Genomic DNA, 18276 nt, shown 5'->3' with positions numbered 1-18276 from the left:
CCCTACGCCAATCAAGATGCGGGAATTCATACGCCGCGTTTGACCTGCCGCAAAGGGGCGCGGCCGCACAGGGGCTACGCTGGCGACTGGTCCCTCCTCCATCTGTTCCTTTGTCCAGCCATGTCACTCGCCGTACTCAAAAGCCGCGCCCTGGCCGGCATGGAGGCGCAGGAAGTCAGCGTCGAAGTGCACTTGGCGAACGGCTTGCCGGCCTTCACCATCGTCGGCCTGGCCGATACGGAAGTGAAGGAAGCCAAGGACCGCGTGCGCGCCGCCATCCAGAACGGCGGCTTCGAATTCCCCGCCCAACGCATCACCGTCAACCTGGCGCCGGCCGACCTGCCCAAGGAGTCCGGCCGCTTCGACCTGCCGATCGCGCTCGGCATCCTGGCCGCCTCAAAACAAATCCCCTCGCGCCGCCTGCATCAATACGAGTTTGCCGGCGAGCTGTCCCTGTCCGGCGAACTGCGGCCGATACGCGGCGCGCTGGCGATGTCGCTGGCGACGCGGCGCGACGGCGGCTGCCTGGCCTTCATCCTGCCGCTGGCCAATGCCGACGAAGCGGCGCTGGTCTCCAGCGCCGCCATCTACCCGGCCCACTCGCTGCTGCAGGTGTGCCACCACTTCTCCGGCAAGTCGGTCGAGACCATGCTGTCGCGCCACGAAGCGGCGCCGCTGGCTGCAGCCCCCGAGTATCCAGACTTCGCCGACGTCAAGGGACAGGTGATGGTCAAGCGCGCGCTGGAGGTGGCGGCGGCCGGCACCCATTCGATCCTGCTGGTCGGCCCGCCCGGCTCGGGCAAGACCATGCTGGCCTCGCGCTTTGCCGGCCTGCTGCCGGAAATGAGCGATGAAGAGGCGCTGGAAGCGGCGGCCGTGCAGTCGCTGACCGGCAGTTTCCGCATCGAGCACTGGAAGCAGCGGCCGTTCCGCGCGCCGCACCACACCTCCTCCGGCGCCGCGCTGGTCGGCGGCGGCAGCGTGCCGCGTCCCGGCGAGATTTCCCTGGCCCATCGCGGCGTGCTGTTCCTGGATGAATTGCCGGAGTTCGACCGGCGCGTGCTCGACGTGCTGCGCGAGCCGATGGAGTCGGGCCGCATCACCATCTCGCGCGCGGCGCGCCAAGCCGACTTTCCCGCGCACTTCCAATTGATCGCCGCCATGAACCCCTGCCCTTGCGGCTACTTCGGCCACCAGAGCGTCGGCTGCCGCTGCTCGCCGGACGTGCGGCTGCGCTACGTCAACCGCATCTCCGGCCCGCTGCTGGACCGGATCGACATTCAGATGGAAGTCGGCTCGATGCATCCCGACATCCTGGCCGCCGGGGCCGACGGCGAGCCGTCCGCCGTGATCGCCGCCCGCGTGCAAGCGGCGGCCAACCGGCAACTCCTACGCCAGGGCAAGCGCAACCAATACCTGACCCCGCGCGAAATCGACCACCACTGCAAGCTCGACCGGCCGAGCAAGGCCAAGCTCAAACACAGCATGGAACAGTTCAAATGGTCGGGCCGCGCCTACCACCGCATCCTGCGCGTGGCCCGCACCATCGCCGACCTGGCCGGCGCCACCAGCATCGCGCTGCCGCACATCAAGGAAGCGATCCAGTACCGCCGCGCGCTCGCCGAATAAACTGCACCAATATAAAGTCATCAACATACCAAGTCCGGTGCGCTTGCTGATATATTGCTTTGAGTTATAGACGCCAGGACCACCATGACCCGCTTGCCCCTCCACCTCGCCGCCGCAGCCGCCATTGCGCTGGCCGGCTGTGCTTCGACACCGCCTGCGCCCACCGATTTCACCATCAACTCCGGCGCCCCGCGCGCGCCCGAGCAACTGGCCGTGACGTTTGAAAAAGTCGACCTCGCGCTGCGCGTCGATCCGGCCACCAAAAGCATCCGCGGCGACGCCGCCCTCATCTTCCTGCTGAAAGAGCCGCTGACCCGCATCGCCGTCGAACTGGACCGCAACCTGCCGGTCGACGGCGCCAGCGTGGACGGCGTCGCGCTCGCCCCCTCGGCCATCAGCAACCCGGAAGGCCGCCTCTACCTGACGCTGCCAACGCCGCTGCAGGCCGGCGCCCGCACCACCGTGCGCATCCAGTACCACGGCCAGCCGACCATCGCCAAGCGCGCCCCATGGGACGGCGGCTTCACCTGGAGCCAGACCGCCGACGGCCAGCCCTGGATCGCCACCACCGTCGAAGGCGAAGGCTGCGACCTGTTCTGGCCCTGCATCGACCATCCCACAGGCAAGCCGCAGCTGATCGACCTGCACATCACGGTGCCGGCGCCGCTGGTGGTGGCCGGCAACGGCGTCGCCACCGGCATGGAAGAAAAGGACGGCTGGCGCACCTACCACTGGCGCGCCAAACATCCCAGCACCTACGGCGTCGCCCTCAACATCGGCCCCTATGAAATGCTGTCGGCCGACTACGCCAGCCGCTACGGCAACACCATCCCCCTGCGCCTGTGGTACCTGAAAGGCCACGACAAGGACGCGCAAGGCCTGTTCAGCGAATTCAAACCCATGCTCGATTTCTTCGAGAGCCGCATCGGCCCCTATCCGTTCGGCGACGAAAAAATGGGCGTGGTCGAAACCCCGCACCTCGGCATGGAGCACCAGACCATCAACGCCTACGGCAACGGCTATGTCAAGGCCGCCCTCGGCTACGACTGGCTGCTGCACCACGAGCTGTCGCACGAATGGTTCGGCAACCAGCTCACCAACGCCGACTGGGACGACATGTGGCTGCACGAGGGCTTCGGCTCCTACATGCAGCCGCTGTACATGGAAGCGCTGCGCGGCGAAATGGAATTCCAGTGGCTGCTGTTCGATTTCCGCAAGCAGCTGAGCAACAAGGCGCCGGTGGTCAGCGGCAAGAGCATGCGCATCCAGGACGTCTACGAAGCCGAGCGCGGCGGCCCCGCGCTGGACATCTACGTCAAGGGCGCGCTGATCCTGCACACCTTGCGCGAGCTGATCGGCGACGACGCCTTCTTCACCGCCACGCGCCGCATGGTTTACGGCACCGCCACGCCGGCGCCGGGCAACTTCCAGCCGCGCTGGGGCAGCACCAAGGAATTCATCCAGTTCGCCAACGAAGCCAGCGGCCGCGACCTGAACTGGTTCTTCGACGCCTACCTGTACCACGCCGCCCTGCCGGAGCTGGTGGCCGAGCGCAGCGCCGACAAACTCACGCTGCGCTGGCAACTGAAGGACGGCGGCGCCTTCCCCATGCCGGTCGAGGTGCGCATCAACGGCCGCACCGAGCGCCTGGCCATGGGCGACGGCCACGGCGAACTGCCGCTGCCGCCGAACGCCACGGTCACCATCGATCCGCAATCGCGCGTGCTGCGCCAGCAACACCACATCGATGAATGGAAAGCCATCGAAGACCAGAAAAAGAAGGCCAAGAAATGATGCGCAAACTACCGCCGGCTATCCTGCTGGCACTGAGCCTGTCCGCCTGCAGCCCCAAATACGACTGGCGCGACTTCCGCAGCAGCGACGCGCCCTACGCCGTCCTGTTCCCCGGCAAGCCGGACACGCAGACGCGCAGCATCAAGCTCGACCAGCTGGACGTGAACATGACCATGAGCGCCGCCGACATCGACGGCGTGGTGTTCGCCGTCGGCAGCGTGCAGCTGGCCGACGCCGCGCAGGCCCCGGCCGCCGTCGAAGCCATGAAAACCGCGATGGTGAAAAACATCAACGCCACCATCAACAGCATCAAAACGCTGCCCAACGGCGCCCAGGAAGTCGACGCCAGCGGCAGCGGCGGCGGCAACGGTCAGGCCATGCGCATGGTGGGCCGCTTCCTCGCCAAGGACAAGCGCGTCTACCAGGTGGTGGTGGTCGGCCCGGCACAGGAAATCAGTGCCGAACCGGTCGACACCTTCCTGACTTCCTTTAAATTGAATTAAAAACGCTGGCGACGCTTAGGCGCGACTTAATTGGTGTGCGTCACCGCTCAGACAGGCTGTCCAGAGGCTTGTAAAGTGCATGGCATAGGCATAGAGTTTTAGAAACAGACCATTCATCAATAAAACCAAGAAAGAACGCTTATGTTAATCGCCTTCAAATCCAAATCCAGCCCTGAAGTCCTGATGTATCAGGAGCACGCACAGCGCATCCTGGACCTGCTGCACAAAAATCCCACCCGTGGCGTCATCACCGCCACCGAAGCGGCGCAAGCGTTGTCCATCCTGGAGAACGAAGTCGCCGAGAGCAAGCTGCATCCGGAAGCCACCATCGAGCACGACATCCACGCGCACGAACAGGAAGAAGGCGAAACCAAGGAGCACGCCGAAGCCCAGCGCGTCGACTTCTCAGCGCGCGCCTTCCCGCTGCTGGAAATGCTGCGCACCGCCAAAGCCGAAAACCAGCCCATCATGTGGGGCGTCTGAGGGGAAGCTGATCGCGCGCCGGCGCTAGTCGCCGGCCAGCGAGGCCTTCAACGGCAAGTCGATGGTGAAGCGCGTGCCGACGCCGACCGCGCTATCGACACGTATGCTGCCGTCCAGCAGTGACGTCACGATATTGTAGGTGATGCTCAAGCCCAGGCCATTGCCGCCCTGCCCCAGCTTGGTGGTGAAGAAGGGATCGAAGATGCGCGCCTGATGTTCGATCTGGATGCCCTTGCCGTCATCCTGGAACACGATGCGCACCCGCTCCGATCCCAGCAGCACCGCCCACATGCGGATCTCGCCGCCGGTGCGGTCTTCAAACGCATGCAGCAACGCGTTGTTGATTAGATTGATGATGACCTGGCTATACGGCCCGGGGAAGCTATCCATCTCGATATCGTCCGGCATCTCCACCACGATCTGATGCCCGGCCTTGCGCACCTGGTTCTTCATCGTCATCACGATTTCCTGGCTGGCCTGCGACAGATTGAAGCGGCGCCGCTTGGCGCTGGCCTGGTCCACCGCCACCTGCTTGAAGCTGTTCACCAGCTCCGCCGCGTTGCGCAGGCTGCGCATCAGCAAGGTCGACGCCTCGCGCGCGGCATCGATAAAGCTCTGCAGATCCGAGCGGCGCAAGGTGCTGGCCTTGTTCAGGCCTTCGATCTCGGTGGTCTTGTCCTCCAGCGTGCTGGCGATCACCAGGCTGTTGCCGATCGGCGTATTCAATTCATGCGCGACGCCGGCCACCAGCGATCCCAGCGCCGCCAGCTTCTCGCGCTCCACCAGTTGCTGCTGGGTGTCCTGCAACTGGCGATACGAATCGGCATTGGCGAACGCCACCGCCACGTACGACGCCAGCGTGGTCAGCATGTCGAGGTCGATGCGGTGATAGGCGTTGGCGCGGTAACTGTGCACGGTGATCACGCCGCGCACCTGGCCGCTCACCGAGATCGGCACATAGATCAGCGAACGCGGCTCGGTCGGCAGCGTGCCATCCTCCAGCGTGCCCATGTCCTCGGCGCCGGACACCAGGTCCAGGCTGGCGATGTAGCGGTGATACTCCTGCTCCAGATCGTTGATGAACACTTCCTGCGCATGGTTGATACACCACACGGCCAGCTGGTTCGGCTCGCGCATGCTGCGCGTGTACGGCGTATAGCGCTTGCCGCGCTCCATCGCGAACGGGTACTCGATCAGCTCCTGCTCGGCGCGGTAGATGCCGATGCCGAACACGCTGGCGTCCATCAGCGCATGCACCTGCTGGTACAGCAAGGACATGATGGCCTCGCTGTCGAGGTTGGCCGTGATGCGCCGCCCGATGTCGGACAGCAGCGAAATATTCCGATGGGCCGCCTCGACGTTTTCCTTCTCGCGCTCGATCGATTCCTTCTGCTGCACCAGCTCGCGCGTGCGGGTGCCGACTTCCTGCTCCAGCTCCTGCTTCTGGCGCATCAGCAAGCGCACGCGGATGCGGAACAGCAGATAGGCGCCGCCCACCACCAGCGCCACCATCAACAGGCGGAACCACCACGTCTTCCACACCGGCGGCGCAATCGTCAGCTCCAGCGACACCGGCTCGCTGCTCCACACGCCGTCCTTGTTGGCCGCCTTCACGCGGAACACATAACGGCCCGGATCGAGATTGGTGTAGGTGGCGAAGCGCTTGCCGGCATCGGCCGTCACCCAGCTCGGATCGAAGCCCTCCAGCTGGTAGGCATAGCGGTTGCGCTGCGGATCGGCGTAATGCATGCCGGCGAACTCGAACGAAAACACCGCATCGCGATACGACAGCGCCAGCGCCTTGGCCTGATCGACCGGCCCTTGCGCCAACACATCCGGCCGCGCCGCGCCGTCCAGAATCGATTGGTTGAAAATGGAAAAATCGGTGATCGACACCGGCGGCGCATACGGATTGTCATGGATGGCGGCCGGCTTGAACGCCGTCACGCCCTCCAGGCCGCCGAAGTACAACGTGCCGTCCTGCGCGCGGTAGCCCGAGCCGATGAAGTAGGAACCATCGATCAGGCCATCCTTGGAAGTGTAGTTCTTGAAGCTGCCGTTGGCCGGATTGAACAGCGAAACGCCGGCCGTGCTGCTGATCCACAAGCGCCCCTGCTCATCGCCCAGGATCGCTCCGACGGGATCCGGCGAACGACCGTTGGCCGGCGGATAAAAGCGGAAATGCAGCTTGCCATCCTTGCCCATGGTCGCCATGCACAGGCCGGCCGCCGTGCCGATCCAGATGCGCTCCTGCTCATCCTGATACAGATAGTGCACGCGGTTGTGGCTCAGGCTATCGGACTGCTGGGGATCGTGACGGTAATGCTGGAACTTGCCGGTGGCCGGATCGAAACGATCCAGGCCGTTCTCAGTGCCGGCCCACAGATTGCCGCGCCGGTCTTCCAGCAGCGCGTAGACGCGGCCGGCCAGGCGCTCGGGATCGGCCGTATCGACGCGGTAGGTCTGCATGGCCAGCGTGTGCGGATCGATGCGATGCAGGCCCTGGCGCGTCCCGACCCAGATCGTGCCGTCGCGTCCCACCATCATGCGCTGCACCGAGCGCGCCGCCGGCTCGTCGCCCAGCCACATCGGCGTATAGCGCCCGCTCGCCGGATCGCGCCACGACAAGCCGCTGATGGTGCCCACCCACAGGCGGCCTTGCAGATCCGGCGCCAGCGCCATCAGCTGGTCGGCCGGCAGCGAACCGGGATGCGGCTCTTCGTTGGACTCGAACTCGACCTTGCCCTGCGCCGGATCGAGCAGCGCCAGGCCGGTGCCGGTGCCCAGCCAGATCTTGCCGCCGGGTGCGCCGGCAATCGCCCGCACCTTGCTGCTGCCGATGCTCGGCAGCACGCCGGCGCGCTCGGTGTAACGCTCGAAACCACCGCTGTTCAGGTCGACGCGATCGACGCCCGCGTACCAGTTGCCGATCCACAGCGTGCCGGTACGGTCCTGGTACAGCGCGGTGATCTGGTTGTCGCTGATGCCATAGCGGTTCAGCGTATCGCGTTCATAGTGGTAAAAGCGCCCGCTGACCGGATCGCGCCGCCGCAGGCCATCCGTAAACGTGCCCAGCCACAGCGTGCCATCGCGGTCATGCAATAGCTTGTTCACGCGCAGCCCGGCCAGTTCGGCCGGCACGGCAACCGCCATCGGCTCGGCCGACAGGCCATTCAAGCGCCACGCCTGCAGACCGCGTATGGCGCCGCTCCACAGCACGCCATCCTCGCCGATCGACAGCGCCATGATGTGATTTTCCAGCCGGCGATTCTGGTTGCCGAAATGACGGAACTCCTTGCCGCCGGCAGGCAGCAACTCCAGCCCGCGCCCCGTGCCCAGCCAAAGATTACCGTGCTTGTCGAGCGCGAGCGCGTTGACGTGATCGTCGTTGAGGCTGTTGGCGTCGGCATCGGTGTGACGCAGGATCTGCACACGGCCGCTGGCGGTATCCAGATGCTGCAAGCCTTCGCTGGTGGCCAACCACAAGCCCTGCTTGCCGTCGCCGACGATGGCCAGCACGGAAATCTTGGACAGCACATGGGCAAAACCCTGGCTCACCGGATCGTAGCGATCAAGCCCGCCCTTGTTGCCGACCCACAGCCGGCCGGCGTCATCCTCGTACAAAGCCTGCACATAATTATCTTGCAGGCTGAGGGGGCTGGCGGGATCGTTCTTGAAGGTGGTGACGCGATAACCGTCGTAGCGGTTCAGGCCGGCCTGGGTGCCGAGCCACATATAGCCGTGTTTGTCCTGGATGACGCTGGCGACCGACTCCTGCGTCAGTCCCTGTTCCACACCAAGGCGCTCAAAGCGCAACGACAGCGGCGCCGCCTGTGCCGGTGAGCACAACGCCATCAACAGCAGAGCACAAACAAGAACAACACGCATAAGGTCGCATCTCCGATATGCAAGCCATTTTAATGCACAAAAGCAAAAAAGCCCCAACCGGATTTCTCCTGGAAGGGGCTTTTTCTAATAACTAGCTTGACGATAACCTACTTTCACACTGGTTGCAGCACTATCATCGGCGTAGAGTCGTTTCACGGTCCTGTTCGGGATGGGAAGGGGTGGGACCGACTTACTATGGTCATCAAGCTTTGACTTGTATGCTGTGGCGCCGACGGCGCCACAGCGAATCTGGGAGAAGTAAAGTTTTGGTTGGGGTAGCACACTCATCATCAGAGTAAATGCGTATAACCGTCAAGGTTATAGGGACAAGCCGTACGGGCAATTAGTATCAGTTAGCTTAATGCATTACTGCACTTCCACACCTGACCTATCAACGTCCTGGTCTCGAACGACCCTTCAAAGAGCTCAAGGCTCTGGGAAATCTCATCTCAAGGCAAGTTTCCCGCTTAGATGCTTTCAGCGGTTATCTCTTCCGAACTTAGCTACCCGGCAATGCCACTGGCGTGACAACCGGTACACCAGAGGTTCGTCCACTCCGGTCCTCTCGTACTAGGAGCAGCCCCCTTCAAATTTCCAACGCCCACGGCAGATAGGGACCAAACTGTCTCACGACGTTTTAAACCCAGCTCACGTACCACTTTAAATGGCGAACAGCCATACCCTTGGGACCGGCTACAGCCCCAGGATGTGATGAGCCGACATCGAGGTGCCAAACTCCCCCGTCGATATGAACTCTTGGGAGGAATCAGCCTGTTATCCCCAGAGTACCTTTTATCCGTTGAGCGATGGCCCTTCCATACAGAACCACCGGATCACTATGTCCTACTTTCGTACCTGCTCGACTTGTCGGTCTCGCAGTTAAGCACGCTTATGCCATTGCACTATCATCACGATGTCCGACCGTAATTAGCGTACCTTCGAACTCCTCCGTTACACTTTAGGAGGAGACCGCCCCAGTCAAACTGCCTACCATGCACTGTCCCCGATCCGGATAACGGACCAAGGTTAGAACCTCAAACAAACCAGGGTGGTATTTCAAGGTTGGCTCCACGCAGACTGGCGTCCACGCTTCAAAGCCTCCCACCTATCCTACACAGATTGGTTCAAAGTCCAATGCAAAGCTACAGTAAAGGTTCATGGGGTCTTTCCGTCTAGCCGCGGGTAGATTGCATCATCACAAACATTTCAACTTCGCTGAGTCTCGGGAGGAGACAGTGTGGCCATCGTTACGCCATTCGTGCAGGTCGGAACTTACCCGACAAGGAATTTCGCTACCTTAGGACCGTTATAGTTACGGCCGCCGTTTACTGGGACTTCAATCAAGAGCTTGCACCCCATCATTTAATCTTCCAGCACCGGGCAGGCGTCACACCCTATACGTCCACTTTCGTGTTTGCAGAGTGCTGTGTTTTTATTAAACAGTCGCAGCCACCATTTTATTGCAACCTTTTCGCCCTATCACAGTAAAGTGACCAAGCTACCGAGGCGTACCTTTTCCCGAAGTTACGGTACCAATTTGCCGAGTTCCTTCTCCCGAGTTCTCTCAAGCGCCTTAGAATACTCATCTCGCCCACCTGTGTCGGTTTGCGGTACGGTCTCGTATGACTGAAGCTTAGAGGCTTTTCTTGGAACCACTTCCGATTGCTACGTGCACAAGTGCACTCGTCCCACTCCCTTGAATTACGCGCCCGGATTTGCCTAAGCGCCTTCTATGAAGCAGAAACTGACTATTCCAACAGTCAGACAACCTTCCGCGATCCGTCCCCCCATCGCATCATACGACGGTGCAGGAATATTAACCTGCTTCCCATCAGCTACGCATCTCTGCCTCGCCTTAGGGGCCGACTCACCCTGCTCCGATGAACGTTGAACAGGAAACCTTGGGCTTACGGCGTGGGGGCTTTTCACCCCCATTATCGCTACTCATGTCAGCATTCGCACTTCTGATACCTCCAGCATCCTTTACAAGACACCTTCGCAGGCTTACAGAACGCTCTCCTACCATATCCTTACGGATATCCGCAGCTTCGGTGACTGGCTTAGCCCCGTTACATCTTCCGCGCAGGACGACTCGATCAGTGAGCTATTACGCTTTCTTTAAATGATGGCTGCTTCTAAGCCAACATCCTGACTGTTTTAGCCTTCCCACTTCGTTTTCCACTTAGCCAATCTTTGGGACCTTAGCTGGCGGTCTGGGTTGTTTCCCTCTTGACGCCGGACGTTAGCACCCGACGTCTGTCTCCCAAGCTCGCACTCATCGGTATTCGGAGTTTGCAATGGTTTGGTAAGTCGCGATGACCCCCTAGCCATAACAGTGCTCTACCCCCGATGGTGATACTTGAGGCACTACCTAAATAGTTTTCGGAGAGAACCAGCTATTTCCAAGTTTGTTTAGCCTTTCACCCCTACCCACAGCTCATCCCCTAATTTTTCAACATTAGTGGGTTCGGACCTCCAGTGCGTGTTACCGCACCTTCATCCTGGCCATGAGTAGATCACTTGGTTTCGGGTCTACACCCAGCGACTATCGCCCTGTTCGGACTCGATTTCTCTACGGCTTCCCTATTCGGTTAACCTTGCCACTGAATGTAAGTCGCTGACCCATTATACAAAAGGTACGCAGTCACCCCACAAGGAGGCTCCTACTGTTTGTATGCACACGGTTTCAGGATCTATTTCACTCCCCTCCCGGGGTTCTTTTCGCCTTTCCCTCACGGTACTGGTTCACTATCGGTCGATTACGAGTATTTAGCCTTGGAGGATGGTCCCCCCATATTCAGACAGGATTTCTCGTGTCCCGCCCTACTTGTCGCACGCTTAGTACCACCGGTCTGATTTCATGTACGGGGCTATCACCCGCTATGGCTGCCATTTCCAGAGCATTCCATTATCAGTCCGACTATCACGTGCAGGCTCTTCCCATTTCGCTCGCCACTACTTTGGGAATCTCGGTTGATTTCTTTTCCTGCAGCTACTTAGATGTTTCAGTTCGCCGCGTTCGCTTCGTACACCTATGTATTCAGTGTACGATGACCTAAAAGGCCGGGTTTCCCCATTCGGAAATCTGCGGATCAAAGCTTGTTTGCTAGCTCCCCGCAGCTTATCGCAAGCTACTACGTCCTTCATCGCCTGTAATCGCCAAGGCATCCACCATGTGCACTTATTCACTTGTCCCTATAACCTTGACGGCTATAAGTCTAAGCATTTACTACTTTGTGATGATGAGTTTTACTACCCAAGCATGTATCTGTCGATACACGCTTAATAAAACTTTACTTCTTCCAGATTGTTAAAGAACGATACTACTTTTACCTAAACCCGAGCACTAGGCTGGCTTACGTAAAAGCAGGTATTGGTGGAGGATGACGGGATCGAACCGACGACCCCCTGCTTGCAAAGCAGGTGCTCTCCCAGCTGAGCTAATCCCCCAATATGGTGCAACTGGTAGGGCTGGTTGGACTCGAACCAACGACCCCCGCGTTATCAACACGGTGCTCTAACCAGCTGAGCTACAGCCCCAATATTTGCTGTTCTCTATTCATTACAGTCGATAAGTGTGAGCGCTTGAAAGTGGTTCCGAAGAACCCTGCAAACTCTAGAAAGGAGGTGATCCAGCCGCACCTTCCGATACGGCTACCTTGTTACGACTTCACCCCAGTCACGAATCCTACCGTGGTAAGCGCCCTCCTTGCGGTTAAGCTACCTACTTCTGGTAAAACCCGCTCCCATGGTGTGACGGGCGGTGTGTACAAGACCCGGGAACGTATTCACCGCGACATGCTGATCCGCGATTACTAGCGATTCCAACTTCATGCAGTCGAGTTGCAGACTACAATCCGGACTACGATACACTTTCTGGGATTAGCTCCCCCTCGCGGGTTGGCGGCCCTCTGTATGTACCATTGTATGACGTGTGAAGCCCTACCCATAAGGGCCATGAGGACTTGACGTCATCCCCACCTTCCTCCGGTTTGTCACCGGCAGTCTCATTAGAGTGCTCTTTCGTAGCAACTAATGACAAGGGTTGCGCTCGTTGCGGGACTTAACCCAACATCTCACGACACGAGCTGACGACAGCCATGCAGCACCTGTGTAATGGTTCCCTTTCGGGCACTTCCAAATCTCTCCGGAATTCCATCCATGTCAAGGGTAGGTAAGGTTTTTCGCGTTGCATCGAATTAATCCACATCATCCACCGCTTGTGCGGGTCCCCGTCAATTCCTTTGAGTTTTAATCTTGCGACCGTACTCCCCAGGCGGTCTACTTCACGCGTTAGCTGCGTTACCAAGTCAATTAAGACCCGACAACTAGTAGACATCGTTTAGGGCGTGGACTACCAGGGTATCTAATCCTGTTTGCTCCCCACGCTTTCGTGCATGAGCGTCAGTTTTGACCCAGGGGGCTGCCTTCGCCATCGGTGTTCCTCCACATATCTACGCATTTCACTGCTACACGTGGAATTCTACCCCCCTCTGCCAAACTCTAGCCTTGCAGTCTCCATTGCCATTCCCAGGTTGAGCCCGGGGATTTCACAACAGACTTACAAAACCGCCTGCGCACGCTTTACGCCCAGTAATTCCGATTAACGCTTGCACCCTACGTATTACCGCGGCTGCTGGCACGTAGTTAGCCGGTGCTTATTCTTCAGGTACCGTCATGAGCCACGAGTATTATTCGTAACCTTTTCTTCCCTGACAAAAGAGCTTTACAACCCGAAGGCCTTCTTCACTCACGCGGCATTGCTGGATCAGGCTTGCGCCCATTGTCCAAAATTCCCCACTGCTGCCTCCCGTAGGAGTCTGGACCGTGTCTCAGTTCCAGTGTGGCTGGTCGTCCTCTCAGACCAGCTACTGATCGATGCCTTGGTAGGCTTTTACCCTACCAACTAGCTAATCAGATATCGGCCGCTCCAGGAGCACAAGGCCTTGCGGTCCCCTGCTTTCATCCTTGGATCGTATGCGGTATTAGCGTAACTTTCGCTACGTTATCCCCCACTCTTGGGTACGTTCCGATATATTACTCACCCGTTCGCCACTCGCCACCAGGTTGCCCCGTGCTGCCGTTCGACTTGCATGTGTAAGGCATGCCGCCAGCGTTCAATCTGAGCCAGGATCAAACTCTTTAGTTTAATCTCTGTTTTATGACCATTTCTGGCCATGGTTCGCTCACTCAAAATACTGACAGTATTTCTACTGAATATTTCTTTGTTGAGCATTTAATGCTTTTTGTTGCAGCATCAAACGCCCACATTTATCGACTGTAAATTTTTAAAGATCTGTACTGCATGCTGAGAAGCGTTTTGTTCTTCAGCGAAGAGGCAAGATTATGAGGCGTTTCGCACATCTCGTCAAGCTCTTCTTTTTCTCGCTAACTTCACACTTACATGTGTTGTCTTGCGAGGGACAGAATCATAACAAGGGCCGCCGCGTCTGGCAAGGGTAGAATATTAAATTCTTCGATTCACCACACTGCCCATGTCCATCTCCCCTACTCATAACGCTGCGCTGGCCGCCGAACTCGACCGCGCTATTAATAACAAGACCAAGCCGCTGGGCAGCCTGGGCGTGCTGGAGACGCTGGCCCGCCAGATCGGCCTGATCCAGAACACCCGCGACATCGCGCTGCGTCAACCTTCTATATTAGTGTTCGCCGCCGACCATGGCATCGTCGCCGAAGGCGTCTCCGCCTATCCGCAGGACGTGACCTGGCAGATGGTGGAAAACTTCCTCGCCGGCGGCGCCGCCATCAATGTGTTCGCGGCGCAGAACAACTGCGCGCTGCGCGTCATCGACGCCGGCGTCAATCACGACTTCGGCCCGCGCGACGGCCTGACCGACCGCAAGCTGGCCCACGGCACCCGCAACTTCTCACAGGAACCGGCCATGAGCCACGATCTGTGCCAGACCGCCCTGGCCGCCGGCATGGCGCTGGCCGCCGAGCTGGAAGGCAATGTCGTCGGCTTCGGCGAAATGGGCATCGGCAATACCACCGCCGCCGCCGCGCTGATGCACAAGCTCACCGGCATTCCGGTGGCGCAATGCGTAGGCGCCGGCACCGGCTTGTCGGCAGAAGGCGTGCTCCACAAGCAGCGCGTGATCGAGGCGGCCGTCGCCAAACACGCTGACGCCACCGAGCCGTTGGACGTGCTGGCCACCTTCGGCGGCCTGGAAATCGCCATGATGGCCGGCGCCATGCTGAAAGCCGCCGAACTGCGCAAAGTCTTGCTGATCGACGGCTTCATCGTCACCAGCGCCCTGCTGGTGGCGGCGCGCATGCAGCCCGCCATTCTCGACTACTGCGTGTTCGCCCACTGCTCCAATGAAAGCGGCCACCAGCAAATGCTGCCCGCACTGGGCGCGACGCCGCTGCTGAATCTCGGCCTGCGCCTGGGCGAAGGCACCGGCTGCGCGCTGGCGCTGCCGCTGCTGCATGCGGCCGTCAACTTCCTGAACCAGATGGCGACCTTCGAATCGGCGCAGGTCAGCGAAAAGTCGGAATGATGCATCAGCTCCGCCTGTTCTTCACCGCGCTGCAGTTCTTCACCCGCCTGCCGATACCCGGCTGGGTGGGCTTTGATCCGGCGTGGCTGAACCAGGCGTCGCGCTACTTCCCGCTGGTGGGCGTGGTGGTGGCGCTGATCACCGCCGCCGCCTACGCGCTGGCGGTGCAAGTGCTGCCGCCGCCGGTCGCCGCCATCATCTCCACCGCCATCGGCATCTACGCCACCGGCGCGTTTCATGAAGACGGCTTTGCCGACATGTGCGACGGCTTCGGCGGCGGCATGACGCCGGAGCGCGTGCTGGAGATCATGAAGGATTCACGCATCGGTGCTTACGGTGCGATCGGCACCATCTGCATGCTGGCGCTGAAGCTGACCGCGCTGGCGATGCTGCCGCCGCTGGCCGCCATCGGCGCGCTGCTGGTGGCGCATCCACTATCGCGCCTGATGGCTACTTCGCTGATCTGGCGCCTCGACTACGCGCGCGCCGAAGGCAAGGCCAAGCCGCTGGCGCACAAGATGAGCGGCACCGAGTTCCTGCTCGCCGCCATTTGCGCCGCCCTGCCCGTGCCGCTGGTGCTTGCGCTGAATTGGCTGCCGCCCGCCGCGCTGCTTGCCGGCGTGCCGGCCGCCGTCATCGCCACCTTCTGGCTGGCGCGCAAATGCGTGCGCCGCATCGGCGGCTATACCGGCGATTGCCTGGGCGCCGTGCAGCAGGTGGCCGAAGTCATGTTCTACCTGTGCGCGCTGGCCAGCCTGACGTACTGAGGCCGATGATGAAGCTGATACTGGTCCGCCATCCGCAGCCCCTGGTCGCGCCGGGCATCTGCTACGGCAGCACCGACCTGGCGGTGGCGCCCGACCAGCTGGAACAGACCTTGGCCGCGCTGCGCCTGCCCGCCGGCCTACCCGTCTATTCCAGCCCATTGCGCCGCTGCGCCGAACTGGCGGCACGCATTTCGCCCTCGCCCCGCTACGACGCGCGCCTGGCCGAGATGCACTTCGGCGACTGGGAGATGCAGCCGTGGGACGCCATCTCCCGCGCCGCCATTGATGCCTGGGCCGCCGACATGGTCCACTACCGTCCCGGCAACGGCGAGAACGTGCTGCAGATGGCCGAACGCATCAGCGCCTTCTACCAGCAGTTGGACGGCGACGCCATCATCATCTGCCACGCCGGCGCCATGCGTCTGCTGGCCGCCCGCCACGCCGGACTGACGCCCGCCGACATGGCTCTGCAGGCCGCGCAAACCGCCCATCAAATCCCCTACGGCTCCACCTTGACCCTTTAAACCCGTATAATGTGCGGGTTTTGGTGCTCGCGCGCCTGTCCAGGCGCGTAGTTAAACGGGAAACACGAAGCCGCTCGCCGGCCAACGTGTGCTGCCCCCGCAACGGTAAGCAAGTGTCGCAGCGAAGCGCGACAAATCGCCTCTGACAACCACTGTGCCTGGGCATGGGAAGGTTAGGCGGTTCCACTTGTAAGCCCGGATACCGGCCAAATCAGGTGGAAGCGGGTACGCCCCGCTTCTGTTCACAATTGGCCTACGGGGACGTCGGCCGGTTGCTACTAACAGAAAAACTATCATGACCCTCCGTATCTCCCGTCCTGCGGCAATGACGTCGCTGGCGCTCGCCATGGCATCCTGCTATGCGTATGCCGAATCCGCACCTGCTGCTGCGCCAGCCGACACCGTGGTCGTCACCGCCACCCGCACACCGCAGCCGCTGGCCAACGTCATCAGCGACACCGTCACCATCGCCGCCGAACAGATTTCGGAATCCGGCGCCGTCTCCATCGTCGACCTGCTGCAGCGCCAGCGCGGCATCGAGATCGCCCGCAACGGCGGCGCCGGCACCTCGTCCAGCGTCTACCTGCGCGGCTCCAACAGCAACCAGACCCTGGTGCTGGTCGACGGCGCCCGTATCGGCTCCTCGACCACCGGCGCGGCCAGCTGGAGCGCCATTCCGCTGACCGCCATCGACCATATCGAAATCGTCTACGGCCCACTGAGCTCCCTGTACGGCGCCGACGCCATCGGCGGCGTGATCCAGATCTTCACCAAAAAAGGTAAAGGCGCACCGTCGGTCAGCGCCTTCGTCGGCTACGGCAGCGACAAAACGCGCGAAGCCGATGCCACCGTGTCCGGCGCCACCGGCGGTGAGCACAGCTTCAGCTACGCCGTCAGCGCCGGCAAGGAAAAATCGGACGGCTTCTCGGCCACCCGCCCAGGCAGCGCTTCGTACAACGCCGACCGCGACGGCTACGACAAGGACAACGCCTCCGGCCAATTCAGCCTGCAACTGGCGCCAGGCTACGAAGCCGGCGCCCTGTTCTTGTATAGCAAACTCGATTCGCAGTACGACGGCGGCGCATCGGCGTTCGATGTCCGCAGCACCAACAAGCTGCAGACCGCAGCCGTCTACGGCAAGGCCAGGTTCGTGCAAGGCGTCGACACCCTGCTGCAGTACTCGCAGAGCAAGGACAACAGCCAAAACTGGAGCAGCGCCTCCAGCTACTCGCGCATCGACTCCAAACAGACCGACATCACCCTGCAGAACGACGTGCGCATCGGCGAAGATGTGCTACAGGTGCTGTACGACCACCGCGAAGAAGAAGTGGACACCAACGGCTTCAAGCTGGATGACCCTACCCGCACCACCAATTCCTGGGCTGCTTCGTATAATGCCCGCCGTGGCGCCAGCCTGTTGAACGCCGCCGTGCGTCGCGACAAATCGGTCTACGGCGGTAAGACCACCGGCTCGGTAGGCCTGGGCTATGACTTCACCTCGCAGCTGCGCGCTACCGCCAGCTACGGCACCAGCTTCCGCGCGCCGACCTACAACGAGTTGTACTACCCAGGCTACGGCAACGCGGCCAACAAACCGGAAGTGGGCAAGAACGCGGAGATCGGCGTGCGCTGGGATGACGGTGTCAATGCCCTCAGCGCCAGCTACTATCACAACAAGCTGACCGACCTGCTGGTCAACACCACGCCATGCCCATACCCCGGCTACTCCTTCGGCTGCGCGTACAACGTCAGCAAGGCGCTGCTGGAAGGCGTGACCATCGCCGGCGCCACCAAACTGGCCGGCGTTAACCTGACCGCCAGCATCGACCTGCAAGACCCGCAGGACGAAACTGCCAACAAGCGTCTCGCGCGCCGCTCCAAAAAGCACGGCAACGTGACGGCGGACTACAGCATCCGCTCGTTCAAGCTGGGTGCGGAACTGACCTTCTCCGGCGACCGCTTCGACGATGCGGCCAACAAGAACCGCCTGGGCGGCTATGGCCTGGTGAACCTGTACGCGACCTACGCCATCAGCTCCGACTGGTCGGCGCTGGTCCGCTGGAACAACATCGCCGACAAGCAGTACGACCTGGCCCGCAACTATGCGACGCCTGGCTCGAACGTGTTTGCCGGCATCCGTTACGGCTACAAATAATGGTGTAACCTG

Annotated in this window: 9 protein-coding genes, 2 tRNA genes, 3 rRNA genes and 1 riboswitch; of the genes, 8 read left to right on the top strand and 6 right to left on the bottom strand. The window is 60.8% G+C overall.

Translation table 11 applies throughout. The annotated features are described in order from the left end of the window. Positions 1-120 precede the first annotated feature (120 nt). From ACXZ1M_RS17310 to ACXZ1M_RS17295, 4 genes are all read left to right on the top strand, one after another. On the top strand, positions 121-1629 hold the full coding sequence (locus ACXZ1M_RS17310; RefSeq protein WP_459048891.1) for a YifB family Mg chelatase-like AAA ATPase: 1509 nt from the start codon (positions 121-123) through the stop codon (positions 1627-1629). Between the two features lie 84 nt (positions 1630-1713). Further along, positions 1714-3423 (top strand): M1 family metallopeptidase, encoded by a 1710-nt coding sequence (locus ACXZ1M_RS17305; protein WP_459048890.1) that lies wholly within the window; start codon positions 1714-1716, stop codon positions 3421-3423. Further along, the gene (locus ACXZ1M_RS17300) at positions 3420-3926 is read left to right on the top strand and encodes a hypothetical protein (protein WP_459048889.1); all 507 of its coding nucleotides are present in this window, start codon (positions 3420-3422) and stop codon (positions 3924-3926) included. Before ACXZ1M_RS17305 ends, ACXZ1M_RS17300 begins: the two co-directional genes overlap by 4 nt. Positions 3927-4067: 141 nt before the next feature. Further along, positions 4068-4409: a DUF1840 domain-containing protein gene (locus tag ACXZ1M_RS17295; protein ID WP_459048888.1), complete on the top strand. Its 342-nt coding sequence runs from the start codon at positions 4068-4070 to the stop codon at positions 4407-4409. 24 nt (positions 4410-4433) lie between these two features. Here the strand turns inward: ACXZ1M_RS17295 and ACXZ1M_RS17290 are convergent, their stop codons facing one another. From ACXZ1M_RS17290 to ACXZ1M_RS17265, 6 genes are all read right to left on the bottom strand, one after another. Beyond that, on the bottom strand, positions 4434-8297 hold the full coding sequence (locus tag ACXZ1M_RS17290; RefSeq protein ID WP_459048887.1) for a two-component regulator propeller domain-containing protein: 3864 nt from the start codon (positions 8295-8297) through the stop codon (positions 4434-4436). 94 nt (positions 8298-8391) lie between these two features. Next, positions 8392-8504, bottom strand: a 5S ribosomal RNA gene (rrf, locus tag ACXZ1M_RS17285). A 115-nt stretch (positions 8505-8619) separates the two neighbouring features. Continuing rightward, positions 8620-11492: ribosomal RNA gene (locus ACXZ1M_RS17280) — 23S ribosomal RNA — on the bottom strand. 179 nt (positions 11493-11671) lie between these two features. Next, a tRNA-Ala gene (locus tag ACXZ1M_RS17275) sits at positions 11672-11747 on the bottom strand. 13 nt (positions 11748-11760) lie between these two features. Next, a tRNA-Ile gene (locus ACXZ1M_RS17270) sits at positions 11761-11837 on the bottom strand. 80 nt (positions 11838-11917) lie between these two features. Then, positions 11918-13446 (bottom strand): 16S ribosomal RNA (locus ACXZ1M_RS17265). The 16S, 23S and 5S rRNA genes sit together here with 2 tRNA genes alongside, the layout of an rRNA operon. Positions 13447-13792: 346 nt before the next feature. Between ACXZ1M_RS17265 and cobT the strand changes: the two genes are divergently transcribed. The 4 genes from cobT to ACXZ1M_RS17245 all read left to right on the top strand — a co-directional run bounded on the left by cobT (position 13793) and on the right by ACXZ1M_RS17245 (position 18264). After that, complete coding sequence (gene cobT, locus ACXZ1M_RS17260) at positions 13793-14818, top strand: nicotinate-nucleotide--dimethylbenzimidazole phosphoribosyltransferase (RefSeq protein ID WP_459048886.1); 1026 nt, start codon at positions 13793-13795, stop codon at positions 14816-14818. Beyond that, positions 14818-15585 carry an adenosylcobinamide-GDP ribazoletransferase gene (locus ACXZ1M_RS17255; RefSeq protein WP_459054035.1) on the top strand — a complete coding sequence of 256 codons (768 nt, stop codon included), beginning with the start codon at positions 14818-14820 and terminating at the stop codon, positions 15583-15585. The genes cobT and ACXZ1M_RS17255 overlap by 1 nt, the downstream gene beginning before the upstream one ends. An 8-nt stretch (positions 15586-15593) precedes the next feature. Continuing rightward, a complete protein-coding gene (locus tag ACXZ1M_RS17250) occupies positions 15594-16109 on the top strand; it encodes a histidine phosphatase family protein (RefSeq protein ID WP_459054034.1) in 516 nt (171 codons plus the stop codon). 4 nt (positions 16110-16113) lie between these two features. Next, a riboswitch (cobalamin riboswitch) is annotated at positions 16114-16334 on the top strand. 70 nt (positions 16335-16404) lie between these two features. Then, entirely contained in the window at positions 16405-18264 is a 1860-nt protein-coding gene (locus tag ACXZ1M_RS17245; protein ID WP_459048885.1) for a TonB-dependent receptor domain-containing protein, read from the top strand. Positions 18265-18276 lie beyond the last annotated feature (12 nt).

This window comes from Duganella paludis (assembly GCF_054461335.1).
The sequence above is the reverse complement of the archived record's forward strand: the minus strand, read 5'-3'. Positions and strand labels throughout refer to the sequence as shown.

Coding starts and splice junctions, on each gene's coding strand:
- ACXZ1M_RS17305 (WP_459048890.1), top strand. CDS start 1,714: ATGACCCGCTTGCCCCTCCACCTCGCCGCCGCAGCCGCCATTGCGCTG.
- ACXZ1M_RS17300 (WP_459048889.1), top strand. CDS start 3,420: ATGATGCGCAAACTACCGCCGGCTATCCTGCTGGCACTGAGCCTGTCC.
- ACXZ1M_RS17310 (WP_459048891.1), top strand. CDS start 121: ATGTCACTCGCCGTACTCAAAAGCCGCGCCCTGGCCGGCATGGAGGCG.
- cobT (WP_459048886.1), top strand. CDS start 13,793: ATGTCCATCTCCCCTACTCATAACGCTGCGCTGGCCGCCGAACTCGAC.
- ACXZ1M_RS17290 (WP_459048887.1), bottom strand. CDS start 8,297: ATGCGTGTTGTTCTTGTTTGTGCTCTGCTGTTGATGGCGTTGTGCTCA.
- ACXZ1M_RS17245 (WP_459048885.1), top strand. CDS start 16,405: ATGACCCTCCGTATCTCCCGTCCTGCGGCAATGACGTCGCTGGCGCTC.
- ACXZ1M_RS17295 (WP_459048888.1), top strand. CDS start 4,068: ATGTTAATCGCCTTCAAATCCAAATCCAGCCCTGAAGTCCTGATGTAT.
- ACXZ1M_RS17255 (WP_459054035.1), top strand. CDS start 14,818: ATGCATCAGCTCCGCCTGTTCTTCACCGCGCTGCAGTTCTTCACCCGC.
- ACXZ1M_RS17250 (WP_459054034.1), top strand. CDS start 15,594: ATGAAGCTGATACTGGTCCGCCATCCGCAGCCCCTGGTCGCGCCGGGC.